The following is a 25,399-nucleotide window of genomic DNA, read 5'->3' as shown; positions in this document are numbered from 1 at the left end:
CGCAGTGTTCCGCGCTCCATGACCTCCGGCAGGTGACCCGATGACTCAGCAGGACTTCCCGGCGCTCGGATTCAATCCGGCGCCCGGCGATCTGGGCTCCGTCGACGCCCTCAACAGCAAGCTCGACGCGGCCAAGCGCTCCCTGGACTCGGCCCACTCCGTGCTCTCCCGCATCGGCAAGGGCGGCGGCGACTGGGAGGGTGACGCGGCGAAGGCGTTCTCGGAGAAGGTCGGTGATCTTCCGAAGTACGTGAGCGACAGCCGCGACGCCATGGGCGACGCCGTCACCCAGCTCCGCGCCTGGCACACCGCACTGTCCTCGTACCAGACCAAGGGCAAGCAGTACGAGGCGGAGGCCGCCGCGGCCAAGCAGACGGTCGCCACCCGCAAGAAGGAGAACGAGCGCGCGGTCGGCGCGTACAACCAGGCCGCGGCCGACCCGGACCTGCGGCTGGCCGGCACGTACTACACCGACCAGGCCGCCCTGGACGCCGCGCAGAAGAAGATCGACGCGGCCAGCGCCCGGCTGAACAAGGCGGACGCCGCCCTCGACTCCGCCCGCAGTCAGCTGGACACCGCCACCCAGGAGCTGGAGGCGATCGTCAAGAAGGCCGAGGGTCTCCTCGGCAACCACCAGGACGAGGCCCGCAACATCGCCGAGCGCATCCGGCGCGCCACGGAGAAGGCTCCCGACCCGGGGTTCTGGGAGAGCCTCGGTGACTTCTTCACCAGCATGGGCCACAGCATCCAGGAGTGGTGCACCAAGCACGCCGACCTGCTGAAGCAGATCGGCGACTGGCTCTCGATCGCCTCCAGCATCCTGGGCGTCGCCTCCCTGCTGACGCTGTGGTGCCCGCCGCTGTCCGGCGCCCTGGCCCTCGCCAGCGCGGGCGCCTCCCTCGGCGCCCTGGCCACGCACGGGGCGGCGAAGCTGGGCGGCGCGAACGTGAGCGTGATGGACCTGGTGGGGGACGGCATCGGCGTGATCCCGTTCGGGAAGTTCGGCTCCGTCGCGATGAAGGGCGCCAAGGTGCCCATGAAGCTGGCGCAGGTGGAAGGCCGTACCGTCGCCTCGATCGACAAGGTCAACAAGATCCGCGCCCTGCGGGACGCCGGATTCACCGGCCGGGCCCTGGAGGGCAAGTCGCTGCTCGGGATGGGCAAGGAGTACGTCGGCGGCAGCAAGGTCTTCACCACGACCGGCTTCGGCAACCGCATGAAGCTGGCGTGGAACAGCCATGTCCAGGACGTGGCGGGGGCGAGCATCAAGGAGGCGGGCATCAGCAAGGGCCTCAACAAGGTCCTGGAGAGCAGCCTGACCCCCGAGGGGATCAAGTCGTCGCTGCGCGGGGCGCTGCGGGCCGACGGCTCCATCGACCCGGTCTCCTGGTGGTCCAGGGGCCCGCAGGTGGCCCAGCAGGTGCCGGGCATCGCCATCGGCGCCCACAACCAGCTCACCGATCCCGGTACGCCGGCCGCGGGGAGGCTCTGATGACCGCGTCTCCGCAGAGCGTGTCGCTCACCCTGGACACTCCGGAGGGTTTCCACGAGCTGCCGCTGCACCTTCCCCCGGACGTCCTCGACGCCGCCCTGTGGGAGCTGGCGGAGAAGATCTGGCCGGGCGGTACGGAGTTCCAGCGCGAGACCACCGCCCTGGTGTACTCCGACCTCACGGCCGCGCTGACCGCCGACGACGTCCTTCACGCGTCGGTCGCCCTCTACGAGACGGAGGACGGCGCGGCGAGCACCGCTCACTTGCTCGTACGGGCGGAGGCCGTGGACCCGGACGCCCCGGACATCGTCGCCGCCTCGCTCCAGGAGGGCCTCGCCCTCGAAGAGCACCGCAGCGTCGACCGGGTGGACCTGCCCTGCGGCCCCGCCGTGCTCTCCCTGCACGCCACGGAGACGGAGGGTACGGGCATCCTTCCGGTACTGGAGTTCGCCCATGTCGAGCTGTACGTACCGGCTCCGGTGCGCGGCTGGCTGGTGGTGCTCGCCCTCTCGACGCCGTGCTTCGCCGACCTGCCGCGGTACACCGGCCTGTTGCGGCAGGTCGGGGAGAGCCTGGACATCCGCCCGGCGGCGCAGGCGGAGGACGAGGACCGTGCGGAAGCGCCGGCGCCCGGCGGCGTGCGCGCGGTGTTCGGTTAGGGCGTTACTGATGGATCTCCGTGGAGGGCATCGAGCGGCGTTCGGTGCGTGCGCTTGGGGGTCCCCCCTGCTCGAAGAGCTTGGGGGAGTGCGGTGTGAAGGGTCATGTGGCGGAGCCACCTGTCCCTTCGCGCCGTGCGGCGAGAGTGCGTGCCGGGCGTCGCGAGGCCACGGAGATCCATCAGAAACGCCCTAGGGCGGCGGTATCTTCCGGCACCTGACCGACGCGACGAGACGGATCACTCCATGACACTCGCCTTCACCCGCCACCCCGATCCCAAGGCCTACGAGCTGCGGCCCCGGGGTGCCGCCCCCGTCCACGTACGCCGGGGCGCTCCCGACGGCCACTCCGTCCCCAAGGGGTGCAAGCCGCGCTTCACCCTCGCCGCCGACCCGTCCGGCGCCTCGCCGCTCGCCGTGGTCGTCCGGACGGACGGCGGCCGCCTCGCCGTTCTCACCCCGGACCACCAGCACCTGGCCGAACTCCGCCTGCCGCCCCGGAAGAAGCGGTGGCGCCCCGCGTACGAGATCCACCTGCCCGACGGGACGGTGCTGCGCGGCCGCGAGGGCACCGTGCCGTCGCTGCTGCTGTGTCTGGTACTGCTGCCGTTCGTGCTGCTCTACCTGGTCGGCCTCGCGCTCTCCGACCTCCCCTCCGAAGACGTCGGCTCCCCACTGCGAACGGCCTGGAAGCGGCCGGGTGAACTCTTCGGCCGGTCGGTCCTGACCGAATCCGCGCGCGGCCGCTTCCGGGCGCGGGGCGATCAGCTCGACCACCGGGTGGCGTACGCGCAGGCGGTGGCGAAGTACTGGGAGCGGTGAGCGGGGGCGGTTCCGGAACGTACGGGGCGCGACCATGCCGGTGGCCGCGCCCTTCGTCCCGTGCCGGGCGGAGTGATCAGTCGCGCTGGGTGTTCGCCGGGAGGGCGCGCAGCTTCATCGCCTTCGCCTTGGTGGTGCCGAAGCCGTGGTCGAGCAGCTTGGCGGCGTCGGCGTAGCGGTCCTTGCTGTTCAGGACGGTGCCGATGAGGGTCTTGTCGCCGCGGGTGGCGGCGAAGACCAGGCAGTCGCCGGCCGGGGTGGTCGTGCCGGTCTTGATGCCGATGACGCCGTCGTAGGAGCCGAGCAGCTGGTTGGTGTTGTTCCAGGTGTAGTAGCGGGTGCGGCCGTTGGCCGCGGGCGCCTCGCCCTTGTACTGCTTGGTCTTGACGACCGTACGGAAGGTGTCGTTCTTCATGGCGTAACGGGCGAGCCTGGCCAGCTCGTTGGGCGTGCCGGCGTCGGTGCCCGCGCCGTCGAAGGAGTCGAACGTGGTGTGGGTGAGGCCGAGCCCGGCGGCCTTGTGGTTCATGCGGGTGATGAAGGAGGCGGTGCGTTCGGTGCTGGTGGCGCCGGTGCCGAAGGTGTCGGCAAGGGCGTACGCGGCGTCCGCGCCGGAGGGCAGGAGGGTGGCGTAGAGGAGCTGGCGGACGGTGACCTTGTCGCCGGTCTGGAGGTCCGCGGTGCTGGAGCCGTGCTGGGCGACGAAGTCCCGGTACTCCTGCTTGATGGGGACCTGCCGCTCCAGGTCGACGCCCTTGGTGTCGAGCACCACGGACGCAACCATGATCTTCGCGGTGCTGGCTATGGGGCGGACGGTGTCCGCGTCCTTGCCGAAGAGGGTCTTGCCGGTCGCGCCGTCGGCCAGGGACGCGCCCTTGGCCGCGATGACGGGGGCGGTCTGGGTGGGGCGGGGGACCGGCGGGGTCTGGGTGGAGGGTGCGTTCTGCGTGGGGAACGTGTCCTGAACGGCCTGAGCGGCCTGAGCGGTCAGGGGGGAGAGAGCGAGCAGGGTGCCGCCGGCGACGGCCGCTACGCGCGAAGTGAAAGCTCTGGCAGTCACGTTGGGACGCTCCATAACTGTCGTGCTCGGTGTCGAACCGTGCTCCCGTGAAAGGCAAGCATGCAGAGATGATGCCCTATACATGAAACGCTGCGGGAGGCCGTACGTGATCTTCGGGCCGCTGCCGGGCTCCCCGCGCCGGGCGGGATCGGTGCGCTGCATAGGCTGTGGGCATGTCGGAGGACTCGTCGCTGATCCAGAGTTTGCGTGCGGCCGTCGCGGGGGCACCGGGGGACGTGCCGCTACGGCTGCACCTCGCGGAGCTGCTGCTGGGGGCGGGGCGGCAGGACGCCGCCGTCGCCGAAGTGGCGGTCGCGTTGCAGCACGCGCCCGGGGACGAGAAGGCCCGGGAGCTGATGGGGCGGGCCATGGGGGTTCCGGCACCCGGACCGGTCCAGGGGGCGACCACCTCGGTGCAGACGTCCACGCCGGTGGAGACGGCCACCCCGGTGGAGACGGCCACCCCGGTGGAGACGGCTGCGCCGGTACGGGAGAAGCCCGCCGACGGCCCGCGTGACGGTTTCGACTGGCGGGCCGCCGAAGGGCAGGTGCGCGACGTGGTGCCGCCCCGGTTCGTGGAGAGCCCGTCGTCCGCGGAGAGCCCGCTGACCGTGGACGGGAGCGGCGACCCCGGCGACGCGGAGGCCTGGGAGGTGGACGCCCCTGGGACGGTACGGCTGGCGGACGTCGGCGGTATGCAGGACGTCAAGGACCGGCTGGAGGCCGCGTTCCTGGCGCCGATGCGCAATCCGGAGCTGCGCAGGCTGTACGGCAAGAGTCTGCGCGGCGGGCTGCTGCTGTACGGGCCGCCCGGCTGCGGCAAGACGTTCATCGCCCGTGCGGTCGCCGGTGAACTGGGGGCGAGCTTCCTGTCGGTGTCGGTCAACGACGTGCTCGACATGTGGATCGGCAACTCCGAGCGCAACATGCACGAGATCTTCGCGGCGGCCCGTCGGCAGGCGCCCTGCGTGGTCTTCCTCGACGAGCTGGACGCGCTCGGCGGCAAGCGCAGCCGTACGCAGCACAGCGGGATGCGCAACACGGTCAACCAGCTGCTGACCGAGCTGGACGGTATCGACGCGCAGGCCAACGAGGGCGTCTTCGTGCTGGCCGCCACCAACCTGCCCTGGGACGTGGACCTCGCCCTGCGCCGCCCCGGCCGCCTCGACCGCACGTTGCTCGTACTGCCGCCCGACGCTCCCGCGCGCGAGGCGATCCTCCGCTACCACCTGCGCGACCGGCCGATCGAGAACGTCGACCTCGGCAGGCTGGCGAAGGCCACCGACGGCCTCTCGGGCGCCGATCTCGCCCATGTCTGCGAGAGCGCGGCCGAGACGGCGCTGCTCGACTCGGCGCGCACCGGCACCGTCCGCATGATCGGTATGAAGGACCTGCTGGGCGCGGTGAAGGCGGTGGTGCCTTCGACCGGGGCGTGGTTCTCGTCCGCGCGGAATGTGGCGATGTTCGCCAACGAGGGCGGTACGTACGACGATCTGCTCGCGTACCTGAAGAAGAAGCGGAAGCTGTGATGAGCCAGCATCCGCTGGTGGACCGGGGCGAGATGCTGGTCGACCTCGGCCGGTACGACGAGGCCGAGGCCGTACTCGGCTCCCGCTTGCGGGAAGAGCCGGAGGACCTGTGGGCGCTGCTGGAGCTGACGCGCTGCCACCTCGCCGCCCAGCAGCCTGACCGGGCCGTCGAGGTGTCCGAGCGCGCGCTGACGCTGGCACCGCGGGACTACGCCACTTTGCACATGCGGGCCCGTGCCCTGCGCGCGGCCGGCCGCATGGAGGAGACCGGCGCCGTACTGCGGGAGGCGATACGCGTCGACCCGCTCCGCTGGACCGCGTACGGGACGCTCGCCGAGATCCAGCCCTGGCTGTCCGACGGCGACCGGCGGGAAGGGGTGCGTTTCGGGCTGGAGGCCGTACGGCTCGCGCCCGAGGAGCCGAGGGCCTACGAGTCGCTCTACAAGGCCGCGCTCATCGCCGGGGACCACGAGCGGGCGCGGCAGACGCTCGTCACCCTGCGCCGGCTCGACCCGGCGAACCCGCTCGCCGTGGTCATGCAGACGGACAGCGCCGCGAACGCTCCCGGTGTGAAGGCCGCGGCGGCGGCCGACCTGTACGCCGACGCGCTCTCCACCCTCCCCGCATCGCAGTGGCTGCGCGGCGGGCTGGACGCGGCGACCTACCGGCTGCTGCGCGGCACGCGCTGGCTGGCGCTGCTGTGCGTGGCGGAGGCGGGGGTGCTGCTCGACCTCTTCCCCCAGGACGGGGAGGTGCCGCGGGCCCTGCCGGTGCCGCTCGGCAACCGGCTCTGGACACTCGTACCGATGGCGGCGCTCTGGGGTTTCGGCGCGCTCCTGCGGTACCGGCGGCTGCGGACCGGCGTTCAGCTGAACGTACGGTCGCTGGTGCGCCGTGCCCGCTGGGCCCGCGTCGTGCTCGCGCAGGGCGCCTGGGCGATGTTCTGCGCCCTGCTGATCGCCCAAATGCCGTGGACGGAACGAACTGTTCCGCAGGTGCTGTTCTGGGCCGGAATCGTGCCGACGCTGGCCACGGTCTGGTTCGACCGGAGGAAGGCCGGTAAGGGGTAGGGGGCGTGGCGGGGGCGGCAAGGGCGCAGGCGGGTGCGGGATTTCGGCGGCTGTCCCCGGCGTAATACGTCGGCGTCGGGAAGCCGCGTAAATGGGCTCCGGACGTATTCGCCACCGCGTGTAGTTGACCGTTGAATGGGTCGGCCAGGTGAAGAATTCGTTGCGGGAAATATACGCCGGACGGCTTGTGGAATCAGCTGCTCCGGTCTCTTGTCGGGCTTGTGGGCAATGATCCCGGCCCTCGGGGAAGGATGCGGGGCCGGGAGCGGGCGGACGGCACGCCACGGGCGGTCCGGACAGGAGGACTTGGCTAAGATGACTTTAAATCTCAGGCGTTTCCCTGTTCTTTAGCGGATTTATGCACCTTTCCCGACGCTTGACAGGCATCATCGAAGACGGGAAGATCTCAATGGTCTAGGTATAGACCATCAAAGAGAGTGTCAAAAAGCTTCAAGAATCAAGCTGCGTACGTAGCGTTGGCATTCGCGATGGCAGCGGGAGCCCAGGGGGTAGGGCGCTGCCGATGAGCTTCCGCTCCCTGCTGGACCGGAAGGCAGTCGCCGGCAGATGCGGCTCTACGCGCACCAGCGGGGATGGGAAAACCGGTGCTGATCAATGTTCTTGGCCCGATGGGCGTCGAACACGGGGGAAAGACCTACCGGATTCGGGCGAAGAAAGTTCGCACACTGTTATCCGTACTGGCGCTGCACGCCGGGCGGACGGTTTCCTGGGACACGCTGGTCGGTGAGCTGTGGCCGGACAAGGACCTGGCGAACAGCAGGAACGCGCTGCACGCCAACACCGTACGGCTGCGCAAGCAGCTGGAGGCCTGGGACCTGGGAGCGCATCCCAACGACGTGGTCGTGACGGCCAACAACAGCTACCTGCTCGCCGTACCGCCGGAGTCCACGGACGCCGCCCGCTTCCTGCGGCTGGCCTCCCAGGGCGCGGAACTGCTCCGCGAGGCCCCCGCGCGGGCGGGCGAGGTACTGAAGGAGGCCCTGCAACTGTGGCGGGGGCCCGCCCTGCTGGACGCGGGGGAAGGGGTGCTCTGCCGCTCCACGGCCGCGCAGCTCGAAGAGCGGCTGATGACCATCCGCGAGGACCTGGTGATGGTGAAGCTGCACACCGGCGGCGAACGCGAAGTGATCGCCGACCTCCAGGAGCTGGTCGTGGCGCACCCCGGACGGGAGCGGTTCAGCGAGCAGTTGATGATCGCGCTCTATCGCTGCGGGAGACAGAGCGAGGCGCTGGACGTGTACCAGCGCACCCGCGCCTGGCTGGTGGACGAACTGGGGCTGGACGTCGGGCGTTCGCTGCGCGAGCTGTACCAGTCCGTACTCGCCCAGGACCCGGTGCTGGACGCGCGGGCCTGAACGGATGTCCAGCTGCTCGCTTTGTCAGCTGAGATGGGCGGGGCGCAACTGCGAGGCTCACACGAGCTTCCGGGGCGCCCCGCCCCGCCGTCCTCCCGAGGCGCCCCGCCGACACACCGTCACGCCTTGCGGTACGCCCGCAGGCTCAGCGGTACGCACACGGCCAGCAGTACGGCCAGCGTGCCCGCCGTCACCAGGACCGGGTGCTCCGCCGGGAACCCCGTGCCGGCCACGACCGGGTTGCCCCACAGGGTGCGGCAGGCCGTGACGACCGAGCTGACCGGGTTCCACTCGGCCAGCGGCCGGATCCACGACGGCAGACCCTGGACGGAGAAGAAGGCGTTGGACAGGAACGAGAACGCCACCAGCACGATCGCGCCGACCGAGTCGATGGTCTCCGGGGACCGCAGGAGCAGGCCGAGCAGCACGCCCACCCAGAGCATCGCGTAGATGAAGGCGAGGATCAGCGCGAAGCCGCCCGCCACCGACAGCGGGTCCGCGTGCGGCCGCCAGCCGACGGCCAGGCCCACCAGCATCACGATCACCAGGCCGAGCGCCGAGACGATCAGGTCGGAGAGCGTCTGGCCGACCAGTACGGCCGTACGGGAGACCGGCAGCGACCGGAAGCGGTCGACCAGGCCGCCCCGCATGTCCATCGCCACGCCGATGGCGGTGGGCCCGATGCTCGCCAGGCCGACCTGCACGGCCACACCGGCCATCAGGTACTCCTGGTAGTTGCCGCTGCCGGGCACCGAGATGGAGTTGCGGAACAGGTAGCCCACCGCGATCAGCAGGATCAGCGGGTTCATCACGATGCCGAGGAACTTCCCCGGCGCCCGCCGCAGGTGCAGCAGGTGCCGCCCGGCCAGGGCGGCCGTGTCGGCCAGGCCGGTGAACGCACCGCCCGGCGGCACGGTCGCGACGCGGAGTTCACTCATGGACGCCCACCTTCGGCTCACTACGCTCGGTCAGTTGGAAGAACACGTCGTCGAGGGTGGGACGCCGCACCTCGAAGTCGGTGACCTCGACGCCCGCGGCCCGCAGCGCGCCCGCGAGGGCCGCGACGCTCTCCAGACCGGCGTCGAGCTGGACGGTCAGCCGCAGCGCCTCGGTGTCCACCACCGGCTCGGCCCCGGTCAGGGGGGAGACGGCGGACAGCGCGGCGGACAGCTGGCCGGGGCGGGCCACGGCGACCTGGAGGTGGTCGGTGCCGACGGCGCGCTTGAGTTCGGCCGGGGTGCCCGCGGCGATCACCCGGCCGGTGTCGATCACCACGATCTGGTCGGCCAGCTGGTCGGCCTCCTCCAGGTACTGCGTGGTGAGCAGCACGGTGATGCCCTCGTCGACGAGGTCGCGCACCACCTTCCACAGCACGGTGCGGCTGGTCGGGTCCAGGCCGGTGGTCGGCTCGTCCAGGAACAGCACCGGCGGCCGGGCGATGATGCAGGTGGCCAGGTCGAGTCGGCGCCGCATCCCGCCCGAGTACGTGCCCACCGGGCGGTCGGCGGCGTGCTCCAGCTCGAACCGCGCGAGCAGTTCGGCGGCCCGCTGCCGGGCGCCGCGCCGGCCCTGGCGCAGCAGCCGGCCGAGCAGGACGAGGTTCTCGCGGCCGGTGAGCAGTTCGTCGACGGCCGCGTACTGCCCGGCCAGGCCGATCCGGCGGCGCACCTCCTTGCTCTGGCGCACCACGTCGTACCCGGCGACGGTCGCGTGTCCCGCGTCCGGCGCCAGCAGCGTGGACAGCACCCGTACGGTCGTCGTCTTGCCCGCCCCGTTGGGGCCGAGCACGCCGAGCACCGAGCCGGCGGCCACCGACAGGTCGACGCCGCGCAGCGCGTGGTGGCTCTTGTAGCGCTTGTGCAGCCCTTCCGCGTAGACCGCGGTGTCCGCCCCCATCGCGGTCAGCTGCCGGAGTGCGCGGTGACGAGGCTCTTGGGCCGCATGTCGGTCCAGTCGCGCTCGACGGCGGCCAGTGCCTCGGCGCGCGGGCGCGCTTCGAGGGTCACCTTCCAGCCGGGCGGTACGTCGGCGAAGACGGGCCAGATGCAGTGCTGGCCCTCGTCGTTGACCAGGACGTGGAAGGTGCCGTCTTCGTTGTCGAAGGGGTTCGCCATGGGGTTCTCCTTGAGTGGGGTCGGGTACGGGCGTGGATCAGGTGTGCAGGCGGCCGAGTTCGGCGGTGACGGTGCGGCCGATGACGGCCTGCGGCCCGGAATGCATCATGAATTCGTGGCCGCACGGGACCGGGTGGACGACCGGGCCGCCGTCTGTGTGCGCGGACCACCGGCCGGGCCGGGCGGCGGATTCCTCAGCGGGCAGGCCCAGTTCCGCGACGAACAGGTGCATCGGTGCCCGTACGCGCCCGGGCGTGTGCTCCCGTACGAGGCGGACGTGGTTGCGCATGACGTCCAGGAGCCGGGGGATGTCCAGGTCGCCCAGCGGGCTGTCGGCGCGGCGCAAGGCGTCGCGGACCGACGCGGGCGTCGGGCCGCCCGTGCCGCCCGGCCCGGGCGCGTCGTGCTCCAGGCCGCAGTATTCGAGGACGGCGCTCAGCAGCTCCGCGTCCGTGGGGACGGGCTCGGCCAGATCGGCCGGGTAGCTGTCCAGGTTGGCGAGCAGGGCCACCTCCTCGCCCGCGGCCTCCAGCTGGACGGCCATCTCGTGGGCGACGATGCCGCCGTACGACCAGCCGAGCAGGTGGTAAGGGCCGGCCGACTGGATCTTCCGCAGGCGCTCGACGTACGTGGCCGCGGCCTCGCCGATGCTCTGCGGCAGCGGATCGGAGCCCGCGCCACCACCGGTACCGGTGAGGCCGGGCGCCTGGAGCCCGTACACCGGGTGGCGTTCGCCGATGTGCGCGGTGAGGCCGAGGTAGGGCAGGGCGAAGCCCATGCCGCCGTGGACGCAGAACAGCGGCGGCAGGTCGCCGCTCGTGCGCAGGGGCAGCACCGGGCCGTACGGGTCGAGCGGCGCGTCGTCGGCGGTCGGGTCGTCGAGCCGCTGCCGTACGCGGTCCAGGAATGTGGTGCCGGCCGCGCGGTCGGCCCGCTCCAGGGCGGCGGCCAGCGCCTCGACGGTCTTGTGCCGGAAGACGTCGGGCAGCGCGAGGCCGAGTCCGGCCTTGCGGGCCCGGCCGACGACCTGGACGGAGCGGATGCTGTCGCCGCCCAGCTCGAAGAAGTCGGCCTCGGCGCCGACCTCCGGCAGGTTCAGGACCTCGGCGAAGACCTGGCACAGCAGCGTCTCGTGGGCGGTGCGCGGGGCCCGGCCGTGCACGGCCGCCGCGGTGGTGTCGAGGGCGGGCAGGGCCTTGCGGTCGACCTTGCCGTTCGGGGTGAGCGGCAGGGTGTCCAGCGTCACGAAGGCGCCGGGGACCATGTAGTCGGGCAGCAGCCCGGACAGGTGCTCGCGCAGTGCGGCGGCGGGCACCGGCGCGTCCTCGGGGACGAGGTAGGCGGCCAGTCGCCGGTCGCCGGGCCGGTCCTCCCGTACGTCGGCGACCGTCCGGGCGATGCCGGGGTGTGCGGCCAGCGCGCTCTCGATCTCGCCGAGTTCGATCCGGAAGCCTCGCAGTTTGACCTGGTGGTCGACGCGTCCGGCGTATTCGAGGCTGCCGTCCGGCGTCCAGCGCGCCAGGTCGCCGGTGCGGTACATCCGGGCGCCCGCCGGGCCGAACGGGTCGGCCACGAAGCGTGCGGCGGTCAGGCCGGGGCGGCCGAGGTAGCCGCGCGCCAGCTGGGCGCCGGCCAGGTACAGCTCGCCGGTCACGCCGGGCGGCACCGGGTTCAGCCGGCCGTCCAGGACGTAGGTGCGGGTGTTGTACAGCGGCCGGCCGATGGGCGGTTTGCCGTCGCCGGTCAGCGGATCGCTGGAGGTGGCGCAGACGGTGGACTCGGTGGGCCCGTAGCAGTTGTACAGGGCCCGGCCGGCCGACCAGCGGGCGGCGACCTCGGGTGGCAGCGCCTCGCCCGCGGTGATCAGGGTGAGGTCGTCCGGGAGCGCGACGTCCTCGGGGAACGCGGCCAGCACGACCGGGGGGAGTACGGCGAGGTTGACGCCGTTACGGGTGATCAGGTCGGCCAGGGGTTCGCCGGGGCCGCGGCTCTCGGGGGTGGCCAGGACGAGCGTGCCGCCGGACAGCAGGGCCATCGACAGTTCGGCGGTGGCCGCGTCGAAGCTCGGTGAGGCGAACTGGAGCACGCGGGAGCGCGCGCCGAGTCCGAAGCGCCGGATGTGGTCGGCGGCGAGGGCGGCCACGCCCGCGTGCTCGACGACCACGCCCTTGGGACGGCCGGTGGAGCCGGAGGTGTAGATGACGTACGCGGCGTCGCGGCGGGTCAGCGGACGGGTACGGTCGGCGTCGGTGAGGTCGGTGTCCGCCACCGTGCGGTCCGCGAGGCCCGTGAGGCCGCCGTCGAGTTCGATCACCTGCGCGCCGCTGTCCCGCAGCGCCCCGGCCGTCCCGGGTGCCGCCAGCACACAGACCGGTCCGGCGTCGCCGGCCATGTACGCGATCCGGTCGGCCGGATAGTCCGGGTCGAGCGGCAGGTAGGCCGCGCCGGACTTCAGGACGGCCAGGACCGAGACGATCATCTCGACCGAGCGGGGCAGCAGCAGCCCGACGAGGGTGCCGGGTCCGGCGCCGTACCCGGTCAGCACGCGGGCCAGCCGGTTGGCGCGGGCGTTCAGCTCCCCGTAGGTCAGCGTCTCGTCGCGGAAGGCGACGGCCTCGTGGTCCGGCTGCCGGGCGGCGTGCTCCTCGAAGAGCTGCGCGACGGTCCGGGCGGGCACCTCGGTGGTGGCGCTGTTCCAGTCGGTGACGACGCGCCGGCGTTCCTCGTCGCCCAGGATGTCGATGCTGCTCAGCGGCGCCTTCGGGGCGGCGGCCACGGTGGTCAGGACGCGGCTGAAGCGCTCGGCGAGCGCCCGTACCGTCTCCGGCCGGAACAGCTGGGTGCTGTACTCGACGAGCAGGTCGATCCCGCCGAACTCCTCCCCCGCGTCGCCGCCTCGTGCCCCGGTGGCGCGCTCGGTCAGCTGGAACGCCAGGTCGAACTTGGCCGTGGCGCTGCCGACGGGCTCCACGGCCGCCGTCAGCCCCGGCAGCGCGGCCTCGGCCTCCGCCGTGTTCTGGAAGGCCAGCATCACCTGGAACAGCGGCTGCCGGGCCAGCGAGCGGACCGGGTTGCAGACCTCGACCAGCCGCTCGAACGGCACGTCCTGGTTCTCGTACGCGGCAAGGTCCGTCTCCCGTACGCGGCGCAGCAGTTCGGTGAAGGCGGGATCGCCCGAGGTGTCCGTACGCAGGACGAGGGTGTTGGTGAAGAAGCCCACCAGGTCGTCGAGCGCCTCGTCCGTACGGCCCGCGATCGGGCTGCCGAGCGGGATGTCCTCCCCGGCGCCCATGCGGGTCAGCAGCGCGGCCAGTGCGGCCTGGACGACCATGAAGAGGCTGACGCCGTGTGCGCGGGCCAGCCCGGCCAGGGCGCGGTGCAGGTCGGGCCCGATGACGGCGGCGTGCTCGGCGCCCTCGTGCCCGGCGACGGCCGGACGCGCGAAGTCCGCGGGCAGTTCGATCTCCTCGGGCAGCCCGGCCAGCGCGTTCTTCCAGTAGGCGAGCTGGCGGGCGGTGAGGCTGTCGGTGTCGTCCTCGTCGCCGAGCACTTCGCGCTGCCAGAGCGCGTAGTCGGCGTACTGGACGGGCAGTTCGGACCACTCCGGTGCCGTGCCGTCGCGCCGTGCCGTGTAGGCGCGGGCGAGGTCGCCGGCCAGCGGGGTCAGGGACCAGCCGTCGCCCGCGATGTGGTGCAGGACGAGCAGCAGTACGTGCTCGGTGGCGGACAGCCGGAACAGGTCGGCGCGCAGCGGGATCTCGCGGGCCAGGTCGAAGCCGCGGGCGGCTTCACCGGCCAGCAGGCCGCTCAGCCGCGCCTCGTCGGTGGTGTGATCGCGCAGCCCGAACTCTGCCTCCGCCAGCGCGAGTACGTGCTGGCGCGGCGTCCCGTCGCGGTCCGGGAAGACCGTGCGCAGGCTCTCGTGGCGGCCCACGAGGTCGCTCAGTGCGCCGCTCAGCGCGTCCCGGTCGAGGTCACCGGTCAGGCGCAGGGCGAGCGAGATGTTGTACGTGCCGTGCGCGCCGTCCAGGCGGTTGAGGAACCACAGCCGCAGCTGGGCGTAGGACAGCGGTACGTCCTCGGGGCGGACGCCCGGTCGCAGCGCGGGGCGGGCGGCGCCGGCGCGCGGCAGCCGCTCGGCGAGGCCCGCGGGCGTGGGGGCCTCGAACAGCGCGCGGACCGGGACGTCGGTGTCCAGGACCGTACGGATGCGGCTGACCACGCGCGCGGCCAGCAGGGAGTGCCCGCCGTGCTCGAAGAAGCTGTCCTCGGGCCCGAACCGCGGGAGGCCCAGCACCTCGCCGAACACCTGGCACAGCAGGTCCTCCTGCGGACTGCGCGCGGCCCGCCCGGTGTTCCGGGACCGGAGTTCGGGGTCGGGCAGCGCCTTGCGGTCGACCTTGCCGTTCGGGGTGAGCGGCAGGGCCTCCAGCGTCACGAACGCGGCGGGGACCATGTACTCGGGCACTCGCTCCGCCAGGTAGGCGCGGAGGGCGCCGGGCTCTGGTGCGGCGGCGCCGTCGGCCGGGGTCAGGTAGCCGGCCAGCAGGGCCTCGCCCGGGCGTGCCTCGCGTACGGCGACGACGGCCTGGGCGATGTCCGGGTGTCCCGCCAGGGCGTTCTCGATCTCGCCCAGCTCGATGCGGAAGCCGCGGATCTTGACCTGGTGGTCGGCGCGGCCGACGTACTCCACCTGCCCGTCCGCGCCGAGGCGCACCAGATCGCCGGTCCGGTACATCCGGCCGCCCGCCGGGTCGGCCGGGTCGGCCACGAACCGCTCGGCGGTCAGGCCGGGGCGGTCGAGGTAGCCGCGGGCGAGGCCGTCGCCCGCGATGTACAGCTCGCCGACGACGCCGGGCGCGACCGGCCGCAGCCAGTCGTCCAGGATGTGCAGCCGGGTGTTGGCGACCGGGAAGCCGATGGCGGGGGCGCCGGGGCGGACGCCGTCCAGCGGCGGGGCGCCGGTGGACCAGATGGTGGTCTCGGTGGGCCCGTACAGGTTGGTGATGCTCGCGGTGGCCTTGCGCAGCGCCTCGCCCAGCGGCTCGCTCAGGGCCTCGCCGCCGACGAAGCCGCGGACGCCGCCGAGCACGTCCGGTGCCGTGGTGACCAGGGCCTGCCACAGGCTGGGCGTGGCCTGCAGGACCGTGGCGCCGGTCGTGGTGACCGCGCGGCCCAGCGCGGCCGGGTCGCGTACGGTCTCCCGGTCGGCGAGGACCAGCCGGGCGCCGCTGACCAGCGGCCCGAACAGTTCGGTGTTGGCGATGTCGAAGCCGAACGTGGTGACGCTCAGCAGGGTTTCGCCGCGCTCCAGGGCGTAGCGGTGCCGGATGTCCTCGACGACGTTGGCGAAGCCGCCCCGGGTGACCACGACGCCCTTGGGGCGGCCGGTGGAGCCGGAGGTGAACAGGACGTACGCGGCGTCGTCCGCGCTGATCGGGCGGGCCCGGCCGGCGTCGGTGGGATCGGTGTCCGGGAAGCCGGCCAGCAGCGCGGCGACGTCCGCGCTGTCCATGATCCAGCGGGCCTGTCCGGCGTCCGGCAGCGCGGCGTCGGTGGCCGTGGTGGTGAGCGCCAGGACGGGCCGGGTGTCCTCCAGGACGACGGTGTTGCGCTCGGCGGGGTGGTCCGGGTCGACCGGCAGGTAGGCCGCGCCGGACTTCAGTACGGCGAGGGCCGCGACGACGAGGCCGGTGGAGCGGGGCAGGGCGATGGCGACGGTGCGGCCGGGCCCGGCGCCGTGGGCGACGAGGGCGTGCGCGAGGCGGTTGGCCCGCGCGTTCAGCTCCCGGTAGGTGAGGGCGTCGTCGCCGCACACCACGGCGGTGTCGTCGGGCAGTTCCCGTACGCGCTCCTCGACGGCGTCGGTGACCGGGCGGGCCGGTGCGGCGGTTGCCGCGGCCTCCCCGGCCGCCTGGAGCAGCCGCGCCTCGGTGGGCTCCAGCACGCCGATGCGGGCGAGCGGCTGCGCGGGGTCGGCGGCGATCGCCGCCAGGACGCGCAGCAGGCGCCGCCCGAACCGTTCGGCGTCGGCGGGCCCGTACAGGTCGGGCGCGTAGTCGAAGCGCAGCGCGAGGCGGGTGCCGGGGCCGGGCAGCACGGCGAGGGCGAGCGGGTAGTGGGTGACGGAGCGGATGGCCGCGTCCGCGACCCGCAGGCCCGGCAGCGACGCCGCCAGCTCGTCCTCGTCCATCGGGTAGCTCTGGAAGAGCATCACCGTGTCGAAGAGTTCACCGATGCCGGCCTGCCGCTGGATGTCGGCGAGCCCGACGTGCTCGTACGGCATCAGCCCGGACTGCCGCTCCTGTACGTCCGCGAGCAGCGCGGCCACCGACTGGCCGGGGCGGGCCGTCACCCGTACGGGAACGGTGTTGGCGAACAGGCCGACCATCGTCTCGACGCCGGGCAGCTCGGCCGGGCGCCCGGCGGTGACCGTGCCGAAGACCACGTCCTCGCGGCCCGTGAGGGCGCCCAGGACGAGTGACCAGGCGCTCTGGAAGACGGTGTTGAGCGTGACGCCGAGGCCGCGCGCCCGGGCCGCGAGGTCCGTCGCCAGTTGCCCGGGCACGTCCATGGTCAGCGACTGCGGCAGCACCGGGGTGCGGCCTTCCGCGGGCGCCAGGCGGGTGGGCTCGGCGAGTCCGGCGAGCGCCTCCCGCCACGCGGTGTGCGCGGCGTCCTCGTCCTGCGCCGCCAGCCAGGCCAGGTAGTTGCGGTACGGGGCGGCCTCCGGCAGCCCGGCGCCGTCCTCCTTGCCGCCGTGCGCGTACAGCGTGAACAGGTCCTGGATGAGCATCGGCAACGACCAGCCGTCGGACAGGCTGTGGTGCAGCGTCCAGATGAACGTGTGCCGCCGCGCCGCCTGCCGGACCAGCACGAAGCGCATCAGCGGCGGCCGCGCCAGGTCGAAGCGGCGGCCCCGCTCCTCGTCGGCCGCGGCGCGCAGCCGCTCGGTGTCCGCGTCCGGCAGGTCCAGTTCGCGCCACGGCAGGCCGACCTCGTGCGGGACGAGCTGTACGGGGTCGCCGGTGGCCCGGCGGCGGAAGCAGGCCCGCAGGTTGGGGTGCCGGCGCAGCAGGCCCTCGCACGCGGCGCGCAGGGCGCCGGTGTCCAGCGGCCCGTCGAGCTCGACGCTGAGCTGGAGCGAGTACGCGTCCGCGCTCCGCGGGTCGTACTCGGACAAAAACAGCAGGCCCTTCTGCAGCGGCGCCAGTGGCAGTACGTCGCTGATACCCGAACGCTTCACGGCGCCCTTCCCTTCGTCTTTCGCCGAACTCACTGAAAGTCCCCGAATTCCATGTCGAACTCGTCGAGTTCGTCGTCCGACAGCGCGACCAGCGGCTGGTCGGCGGCCACCGGCTCGTATGCGGCCGGCGCGTCCTGGACCGGTTGCGCGGCGGCGGCGAGCGCGGCCGGTGTCTTGTGCAGGAACACGTCCCGCGGCGTGATCACCAGGCCCGCCTTGCGGGCGCGGCCGACGAGCTGGATGGAGCTGATGCTGTCGCCGCCGAGGGTGAAGAAGTCGGCGTCGGCGGCGACGGACGGCAGGTCCAGCACCTCGGCGAAGGCGGTGCAGAGGATCGATTCCTCCGGGGTGCGCGGCGCGCGGCCGGTGCTCGTCAGCACGGTTGCCTCGGGGGCGGTGAGGGCCTTGCGGTCGACCTTGCCGTTGGGAGTGAGCGGCAGGGCGTCGAGGACGACGAAGTCTCCCGGCACCATGTACTCGGGCAGCACCCGCAGCAGTGCGGCGCGTACCGCGTCCGCGCCGGCCGGTCCGACCAGGTAGCCGACCAGCCGCTTACGGCCCGAAGCGGCGTCCGTGTGCACCTGCGCCGCCGCATCCGCGACACCGTCCACCGCCCGCAGCGCCGCCTCGATCTCCCCCAGCTCGATCCGGCGCCCCCGGATCTTCACCTGGTGATCCAGCCGCTCCAGGAACTCCAGCTGACCGTCCGGGCGGTAGACCACCCGGTCACCGGTGCGGTACATCCGCTCGCCGGCCGGGCCGTACGGGTCGGCCATGAACGTCGCAGCCGTCCGCCCCGGGTCTCCCAAGTAGCCACGGCCGACGCCGGTCCCCGCCACGTACAGCTCGCCGGGCACGCCCACCGGCACCGGCCGCAGGGCGTCGTCCAGGACGTAGAGGCGGGTGTTGCGCACCACACGGCCGATCGGCACCCGGGAGCCCGTCAGGTCCGTGTCCGCGGTCAGCACCGCGTGCGTCACATCGTCGGAGCACTCGGTCGGCCCGTACGCGTTGACCAGCGGGATCTGCGGGTAGCGGGCGAACCAGCGGTGGCACACGTCCACCGGCAGCGCCTCACCCGTCACCACCAGATGACGCAGCTTCGGCAGCGACGGAAAGCCACCGGCCGTCTCCCACGCGTCCAGCGCTGCCCGCAACAGCGACGGCACGACCTCCAGCACCGTCACGCCCTCATCGGCGGTCACCGCGAACAGCGCGTCCGGGTCGGCTGCGGTCACCCGGTCCACAACACGCGTCGTCCCGCCCGCCACCAGCGCGGCCAGCATCTGCCACACCGAAATGTCGAACGTCACCGGCGCGTTGTGCACCAGCACATCACCCCCGGCCATGCCCAGGTCCTCCACCTTGGCCAGGAGGTGGTTGACCATGCCGCGACGGTGCACCATCGCACCCTTCGGACGGCCCGTGGAACCGGACGTGTAGATCACATACGCGAGATCGTCCTCGCCACCGCGCACCGGCCCCAGGCCCTCGGCCCGCGCGCCGGCGGCCGGGAACGGCTCGTCCAGGCACAGCACGCGCAGCTCACCCTCATACGCGCCGGCGATCTCCCGCGCGCGGGCCAGCTCGCCCGGCCCGGCCAGCAGGAACCGTGCGGCACTGTCCGCGAGCAGCCCGGTCTGGCGGGCGGTCGGCGCGTCCACGTCCAGCGGCAGCCACGCCGCCCCCGCACCCAACACACCCAGCACCCCGCCCACATACCGGGCTCCCGGCTCACCCAGCACCGCCACCAGCGACCCGACACCCGCACCGGCCTCCGCCAGCCGCCCCGCAACCCCGTCGGCCCACACGGCAAGCGCCCCGTACGAAACCGGGACCCCACCATCGGACACGGCCACCGCGCCCGGGCGAGTGGCCGCATGCTCACGCACCCGCTCCACCACCCCCGCGAAACCACCGGCCCGCTCGGTGTCGTTCCACTCCACCAGCAGCCGCCGCGACTCCGCCTCGTCCACCAGGCCGAGTGCGGCCAGCGGCCGGTCGGCGGTGGCCGGGACGGCGGCGAGGAGGTGCAGCAGCCGGGCGCCGAGCCGTTCGACGGCGTCCCGGGGGAAGGCGCCGGGCGCGTAGTCGAAACGCAGGTCCAGCCGCCCGCCGGCGCCGGGCAGGACGGCCAGGCTCAGCGGGTAGTGCCGTCCGTCGCGGGCCTCGGCGTCCAGGAGCCGCAGGCCGGTCGCGGAGGCGCGCACGCTCTCCTCGTCCAGCGGGAAGTTCTCGAAGAGCAGCACGGTGTCGAAGAGGTCGCCGACACCGGCCCGGTGCTGGATCTCGGCGAGCCCGACGTGCTCGTACGGCATCAGGGCCGACTGCCGTTCCTGGATACCGGCGAGCAGGCCGGCCACGGTCTGCCCGGGCCGGGGGCGGACCCGCACCGGCACCGTGTTGAGGAACAGGCCGATCATGCTCTCGACGCCGGGGACCTCGGCCGGGCGGCCGGAGGTGACCGCGCCGAACACGACGTCGTCGCGGCCGGTGAGGCTGCCCAGCAGCAGGGCCCAGCAGCCCTGGAAGACGGTGTTCAGGGTCAGACCGCGGTCGCGGGCCCAGGCGGCGAGACCGGTGGCCAGACCCTCGGGTACGGCCATGTCGACCGTGTCCGCGTGGACGGCCGTGTGCCCGGTGTGCTCCGGGGCGGCCAGCGTCGGTTCCTCGACGCCGTGCAGCGCATCCTTCCAGGCCGCGAGCGCCGCTTCGGTGTCCTGCTCCGCCAGCCATGCCAGGTAGTCGCGGTAGGGCGCGGGCTCGGGCAGCGCGGCGCCGCCGGCACCGGCCGCGTACAGCGTGAACAGCTCCTGGACCAGCAGGGGCATCGACCAGCCGTCCACCAGGCTGTGGTGGATCGTCCACAGGAAGCGGTGCCGGTCGGGGCCGGTGCGAGCCAGCACGAAACGCATCAAGGGGGCCTGTGCCGGGTCGGAGAGGTCGAAGCGGCGGGCGCGTTCCTCGTCGGCGAGGCGGGTGACAGCGGCGGCGCCGTCGGACCGGGTGCTCAGGTCCGTCTCCCGCCACGGCACCTCCACCGCGTTCGGTACGAGCTGGACGGGCGCGCCGGACTCGCGGTGGCGGAAGGTGGCCCGCAGGTTGGGGTGCCGGTGCAGCAACCGCGCGCAGGCGGCGCGCAGCCGGGCGGCGTCGACGTCACCGCCCAGTTCCAGGTTGAGCTGGAGGACGTACGCGTCCACGCCGTCGCCGTCCCGCTCGTACTCGGACAGGAACAGCAGGCCCTTCTGGAGCGGCGCGAGCGGCAGCACGTCCGCGAGGCCGGAGGCGGCCAGCTCGGCCTCGTAAGTGTCCAGTTCGGTCTGCGAGACCGACACCAGGGGCAGGTCGGACGGCACCCGGCCGCCCGCGCCCGGCCGGGCCGCGTGGGTCACCAGCAGTTCCAGAGCGCGGAACCACGTACGGGCGATGTCGTGCGCGTCCTCGTCCGGCAGGATCTCCCCGGCCCAGAGCCAGTCCGCGACCAGGTGCGGGCCGTCGGGGCGGTCCTCGGTGACCGGGGTGACCTCCAGGACGTGCTGGAGCGGCATCTCGGGAGCGGCTGCGGTGCCGACCGCGGCGCCCTCGCCGGACAGCGACCAGTCGGCCGCTCCGGCGGCGCCGAACCGGCCCATGTAGTTGAAGCCGATGCGCGGGCGCGGGTGGCGGGCCAGCAGGGCGCTGGTCTGCGGGTTGAGGTAGCGCAGCAGGCCGTAACCGAGGCCGTGGTCGGGGAGGGCCCGCAGCTGCTCCTTGATCCGCTTGAAGGCGGTGCCGACGGCGTCGCCGCCCGCCCACACCTCATCCCAGTCCAGCTCTCCGGGGGCGAGGCGAACGGGGAAGGCGCTGGTGAACCAGCCGACGGTACGGGACAGGTCGGTGTTGTCCACGACCTGCTCGCGGCCGTGGCCTTCGAGTTCGATCAGCGTGTCCGTGGTGCTGCCCTCTGCGGCGTTCCTGCGGCGGCGCCAGTCGGCCACCGCCAGCGCGAGGCCGGTCAGCAGGACATCGTTGATCTCGGCGTGGAACGCCGGTGCCACCTCGGTCAGCAGGGCCGCGGTCTGCTCGGTGGGCAGGACCAGCCGCAGGCGGCGGGCGGTCGCGTAGGTGTCCCGCGCGGCGTCCAGGCCGCGCATCCCGGGCAGCGGGTCCGGGGCGCTCGCGTGCCCGGCCCACAGCGGCAGCTCCGCGGTACGGGCGGCGGTGCGCGCGTCGTCGGCCAGGAGCCGCGACCAGCTCCGGTACGAGGTGCCGACCGGCGCCGGCTCCGGCGTACGGTCCGCCTCGACGGCCGACCAGGCGGCGGCCAGGTCGGGCAGCAGCACCCGCCAGGACACGCCGTCCACGGCCAGGTGGTGCACCATCAGCAGCAGTCGGCGGGGCTGTTCGGGGCCGGCGTTCAGCAGCACGGCCCGTATCAGGTGGCCGGCGGTCGGGTCGAGGCGCCGCTGGGCGACGGCGGCCTGCTCGACGACCACGGTGTCACCGTCCGCGCCGGCCGGTACGGCGACCTCGGACACCGCGCCCGTCAGGTCGGCGCTGCCCCGCGGCCGTACCTTCAGCGTCCACAGGCCTTCCACGGGCACGTCCAGTTGCATCCGCAGCGCGTCGTGCCGGTCGGTCACCGCCCGCAGCGCGCGGGCCAGCCGCTCGGTGTCCACGTGGCCGGGCACCCGTACGACGATGTACTGCGCGAACGAGCCCACCGGACCGGCGACCGGGCCGCCGTCCTCCCGCAGCTGGTGGGCGATCGGCATGATCTCCAGCTCGCCGACGCCGTCGTCCGTGCCGACCACCGCCGCCGCGTCCTGGGCCGCCTGCGCGGCGGCGGCGAGCGCGGCCGGCGTCTTCCGCAGGAACACGTCGCGCGGCGCGAACACCAGGCCCGCCTTGCGGGCGCGGCTCACCACCTGGATGGAGCTGATGCTGTCCCCACCGAGCGCGAAGAAGTCGGCGTCGGCGGCGACGGACGGCAGGCTCAGCACTTCGGCGAAGGCGGTGCAGAGGATCGATTCCTCCGGGGTACGGGGTGCCCGACCCGCGCTGCTCGTGGCCGTGGCCGCCTCGGGGGCGGTGAGGGCCTTGCGGTCGACCTTGCCGTTCGGGGTCAGCGGCAGGGCGTCCAGCGTCACGAACTCGCCCGGCACCATGTACTCGGGCAGCACCCGCAGCAGTGCGGCGCGTACCGCGTCCGCACCGGCCGGTCCGACCAGGTAGCCGACCAGCCGCTTACGGCCCGAAGCGGCGTCCGTGTGCACCTGCGCCGCCGCATCCGCGACACCGTCCACCGCCCGCAGGGCCGCCTCGATCTCCCCCAGCTCGATCCGGCGCCCCCGGATCTTCACCTGGTGATCCAGCCGCTCCAGGAACTCCAGCTGACCGTCCGGGCGGTGGACCACCCGGTCACCGGTGCGGTACATCCGCTCACCCACGGCCCCGAAGGGGTCCGCGACGAACGTCGAGGAGGTGCGGCCCGGGTCGCCGAGGTACCCGCGCCCGACCCCGGTACCCGCTACGTACAGTTCGCCCGCGACGCCGACCGGCACCGGTCGCAGGGCGTCGTCCAGCACGTACAGGCGGGTGTTGCGCACCACGCGCCCGATCGGCGTGCGCGTGCCCAGTTCGCCGCCGGCTTCGATCACCGCGTGCGTCACATCGTCGGAGCACTCGGTCGGGCCGTACGCGTTGACCAGCGGGATCTGCGGGTAGCGGGCGAACCAGCGGTGGCACACGTCCACCGGCAGCGCCTCACCCGTCACCACCAGATGACGCAGCTTCGGCAGCGACGGAAAGCCGCCCGCCGTCTCCCACGCGTCCAGCGCTGCCCGCAGCAGCGACGGCACGACCTCCAGGACGGTGACGCCTTCGGTCACGGCCACGTCGAACAGCGCGTCCGGGTCGGCTGCGGTCACCCGGTCCACAACACGCGTCGTCCCGCCCGCCACCAGCGCGGCCAGCATCTGCCACACCGAAATGTCGAACGTCACCGGCGCGTTGTGCACCAGCACATCACCCCCGGCCATGCCCAGGTCCTCCACCTTGGCCAGGAGGTGGTTGACCATGCCGCGACGGTGCACCATCGCACCCTTCGGACGGCCCGTGGAACCGGACGTGTAGATCACGTACGCGAGATCGTCCTCGCCACCGCGCACCGGCCCCAGACCCTCGGCCCGCGCCCCCGCCGCCGGGAACGGCTCGTCCAGGACGAGGACCCGTACGCCGGAACCGGCCGCCGCCACGATCTCCTCGGCCCGCGCCGCCTGTCCGGGCCCGGCCAGCAGGAAGGCCGCACCACTGTCCGCGAGCAGCCCGGTCTGGCGGGCGGTCGGCGCGTCCACGTCCAGCGGCAGCCACGCCGCCCCCGCACCCAACACACCCAGCACCCCGCCCACATACCGCGCACCCGGCTCACCCAGCACCGCCACCAGCGACCCGACACCCGCACCGGCCTCCGCCAGCCGCCCCGCGACCCCGTCAGCCCACACGGCAAGCGCCCCATACGAAACCGGGACCCCACCATCGGACACGGCCACCGCGCCCGGGCGAGTAACCGCATGCTCACGCACCCGCTCCACCACCCCCGCGAAACCACCGGCCCGCTCGGTGTCGTTCCACTCCACCAGCAGCCGCCGCGACTCCGCCTCGGTGAGCACCCCGACGCCCGCCAGCGGCCGGTCGGCCGCCGCCTGCGACAGGGCGTCCAGGAAGGCGGTGAACCGGTCGCGGTGCGCGTCGAGGTCCGCTGCGCTGTACAGCTCGGGGTTGGCGTTGAGGTGGATCTCGACGTCGTCGCCCGAGGAGTCGGAGACCGCGAACATGAAGTCGTTGACGATGCCGGTGGACAGGTTCGTCAGGGTGACCGCGCAGGGACCGAAGGCGAGTTCCGGCTCGGGCGGCAGGACGTTGACGAACGGGCCGAAGGGGCGCCGGTCGTCGGCCCGAAGGCCCATGTCGCGGCGGACCCGGTCGCCGCGGTACCGCTGGTGGCTGAGCGTCCGCAGCAAGGCGTCGGCGACCGTGCGCAGCAGCTGACCGGGCGTGGTGCCGGGGGCGATGGCGACGCGCAGCGGCAGGTAGTTGGCGACCATGCCGGGCACCGACCGGCCCGCGGCGCTGGTGCGCGCGTTGACCGGCAGGGTCAGCAGGATCTCGTCGGCACCGGTCAGCCGCTGGGTGTACGCGGCGGCCGCGGCGATGACCAGCGTCGGCCAGGTCACCCGCGCGCGGCTCGCGGCGGCGCGCAGGCGCTGGACGACGGGCCGCGGCAGGGTGGTGGTGCGGCGTAGGAAGCCGCGGGCGGCGGTGGGCTCACGGCCGGAGAAGGTGACCGGGCCGGGGGCGTCGGCGTACGCACGGGACCAGTACGCGCGGTCCCGCTCGGCGCGCCGCGACGACGCGTACGCGCTCTCGTCGTCCACCAGCGTCTTCAGGGGCGGCAGCTGCCCCTCGTCCGTGGGGCGCCCTTCGTGCAGGGCGGTGTAGAGGCCGGCCAGCCGCCGGTAGAACAGCGGGCGCACGAAGCTGTCGCTGACGATGTGGTGCGCGCACAGGTAGAGGAACGCACGGTCCGGGCCGAGGGTGAGCAGGGCCGCCCGCAGCAGCGGGAAGGACCTCACGTCGATCGGCCGGTCCAGGTCACGGGCCATCCAGGCGCGGGCGGCGGCCTCGGGGTCCGTCTCGCCGCTCAGGTCGACGGCGGTGTACGGCAGGGTCTCCAGGGGCTCGACGGTCTGCCGGGGCTCGCCGTCCTCCTCGGTGAGGCGTACGCGGAAGCATTCGGCCTCGCCGAGGGCCAGGCGCAGCGCCGTTTCGAGTCGGGCGGCGTCCAGGGGGCCGCGGATGTCGAAGTGGTCGGCCATGTTGTAGGCCAGGTGGCCGTCGGCGAACTGCTCGTCGAACCAGATCTCGGTCTGGGCCGCGGTCAGCGGCAGACCCGGCTCGATACGTGCGGTCATGACAGCAACCTCCTGGAGGACCTGCGGATGAAAAGGGTTCGGTGCGGTGGGCCGGCGGCCCGGTGGGGCGGGGTGA

12 protein-coding genes are annotated in these 25,399 nt (G+C 73.1%); 6 read left to right on the top strand and 6 right to left on the bottom strand.

Annotation, left to right across the window (positions count from 1 at the left end; all coding sequences use genetic code 11):
* The first annotated feature begins 40 nt into the window (after positions 1–40).
* From ACZ4Z1_RS36005 to ACZ4Z1_RS35995, 3 genes are all read left to right on the top strand, one after another.
* Complete coding sequence (locus ACZ4Z1_RS36005; protein ID WP_468490885.1) at positions 41–1,492, top strand: putative T7SS-secreted protein; 1,452 nt, start codon at positions 41–43, stop codon at positions 1,490–1,492.
* Complete coding sequence (locus ACZ4Z1_RS36000; protein WP_468490884.1) at positions 1,492–2,151, top strand: hypothetical protein; 660 nt, start codon at positions 1,492–1,494, stop codon at positions 2,149–2,151. The genes ACZ4Z1_RS36005 and ACZ4Z1_RS36000 overlap by 1 nt, the downstream gene beginning before the upstream one ends.
* Before the next feature lie 246 nt (positions 2,152–2,397).
* Entirely contained in the window at positions 2,398–2,973 is a 576-nt protein-coding gene (locus tag ACZ4Z1_RS35995) for a hypothetical protein (protein ID WP_468490883.1), read from the top strand.
* Positions 2,974–3,049: 76 nt separating this feature from the next.
* Here the strand turns inward: ACZ4Z1_RS35995 and ACZ4Z1_RS35990 are convergent, their stop codons facing one another.
* A complete protein-coding gene (locus ACZ4Z1_RS35990; RefSeq protein WP_468490882.1) occupies positions 3,050–4,033 on the bottom strand; it encodes a D-alanyl-D-alanine carboxypeptidase family protein in 984 nt (327 codons plus the stop codon).
* A 173-nt stretch (positions 4,034–4,206) separates the two neighbouring features.
* Here ACZ4Z1_RS35990 and ACZ4Z1_RS35985 point away from each other — a divergent pair, with 173 nt between their 5' ends.
* The 3 genes from ACZ4Z1_RS35985 to ACZ4Z1_RS35975 all read left to right on the top strand — a co-directional run bounded on the left by ACZ4Z1_RS35985 (position 4,207) and on the right by ACZ4Z1_RS35975 (position 8,008).
* The gene (locus tag ACZ4Z1_RS35985) at positions 4,207–5,562 is read left to right on the top strand and encodes an ATP-binding protein (protein WP_468490881.1); all 1,356 of its coding nucleotides are present in this window, start codon (positions 4,207–4,209) and stop codon (positions 5,560–5,562) included.
* Entirely contained in the window at positions 5,562–6,632 is a 1,071-nt protein-coding gene (locus ACZ4Z1_RS35980) for a tetratricopeptide repeat protein (RefSeq protein ID WP_468490880.1), read from the top strand. Before ACZ4Z1_RS35985 ends, ACZ4Z1_RS35980 begins: the two co-directional genes overlap by 1 nt.
* Before the next feature lie 629 nt (positions 6,633–7,261).
* Positions 7,262–8,008 carry an AfsR/SARP family transcriptional regulator gene (locus ACZ4Z1_RS35975; protein WP_468490879.1) on the top strand — a complete coding sequence of 249 codons (747 nt, stop codon included), beginning with the start codon at positions 7,262–7,264 and terminating at the stop codon, positions 8,006–8,008.
* A 119-nt stretch (positions 8,009–8,127) separates the two neighbouring features.
* Here the strand turns inward: ACZ4Z1_RS35975 and ACZ4Z1_RS35970 are convergent, their stop codons facing one another.
* Genes ACZ4Z1_RS35970 through ACZ4Z1_RS35950 form a run of 5 tightly spaced genes read right to left on the bottom strand, consistent with a single transcriptional unit; the run spans position 8,128 to position 25,323 of the window.
* On the bottom strand, positions 8,128–8,946 hold the full coding sequence (locus tag ACZ4Z1_RS35970; protein WP_468490878.1) for an ABC transporter permease: 819 nt from the start codon (positions 8,944–8,946) through the stop codon (positions 8,128–8,130).
* A complete protein-coding gene (locus ACZ4Z1_RS35965) occupies positions 8,939–9,904 on the bottom strand; it encodes an ATP-binding cassette domain-containing protein (RefSeq protein WP_468490877.1) in 966 nt (321 codons plus the stop codon). Before ACZ4Z1_RS35965 ends, ACZ4Z1_RS35970 begins: the two co-directional genes overlap by 8 nt.
* Positions 9,905–9,909: 5 nt before the next feature.
* Positions 9,910–10,122, bottom strand: coding sequence for an MbtH family protein (locus tag ACZ4Z1_RS35960; RefSeq protein ID WP_468490876.1), 213 nt, complete (start codon positions 10,120–10,122; stop codon positions 9,910–9,912).
* A gap of 37 nt (positions 10,123–10,159) precedes the next feature.
* A complete protein-coding gene (locus ACZ4Z1_RS35955) occupies positions 10,160–17,368 on the bottom strand; it encodes an amino acid adenylation domain-containing protein (protein WP_468490875.1) in 7,209 nt (2,402 codons plus the stop codon).
* A 29-nt stretch (positions 17,369–17,397) separates the two neighbouring features.
* The gene (locus ACZ4Z1_RS35950) at positions 17,398–25,323 is read right to left on the bottom strand and encodes an amino acid adenylation domain-containing protein (RefSeq protein ID WP_468490874.1); all 7,926 of its coding nucleotides are present in this window, start codon (positions 25,321–25,323) and stop codon (positions 17,398–17,400) included.
* Positions 25,324–25,399 lie beyond the last annotated feature (76 nt).

The sequence above is a fragment of the Streptomyces sp. NPDC030165 genome, from assembly GCF_055573595.1.
Note: the sequence above shows the minus strand (reverse complement) of the source record. Positions and strands in the feature narration are given on the sequence as shown.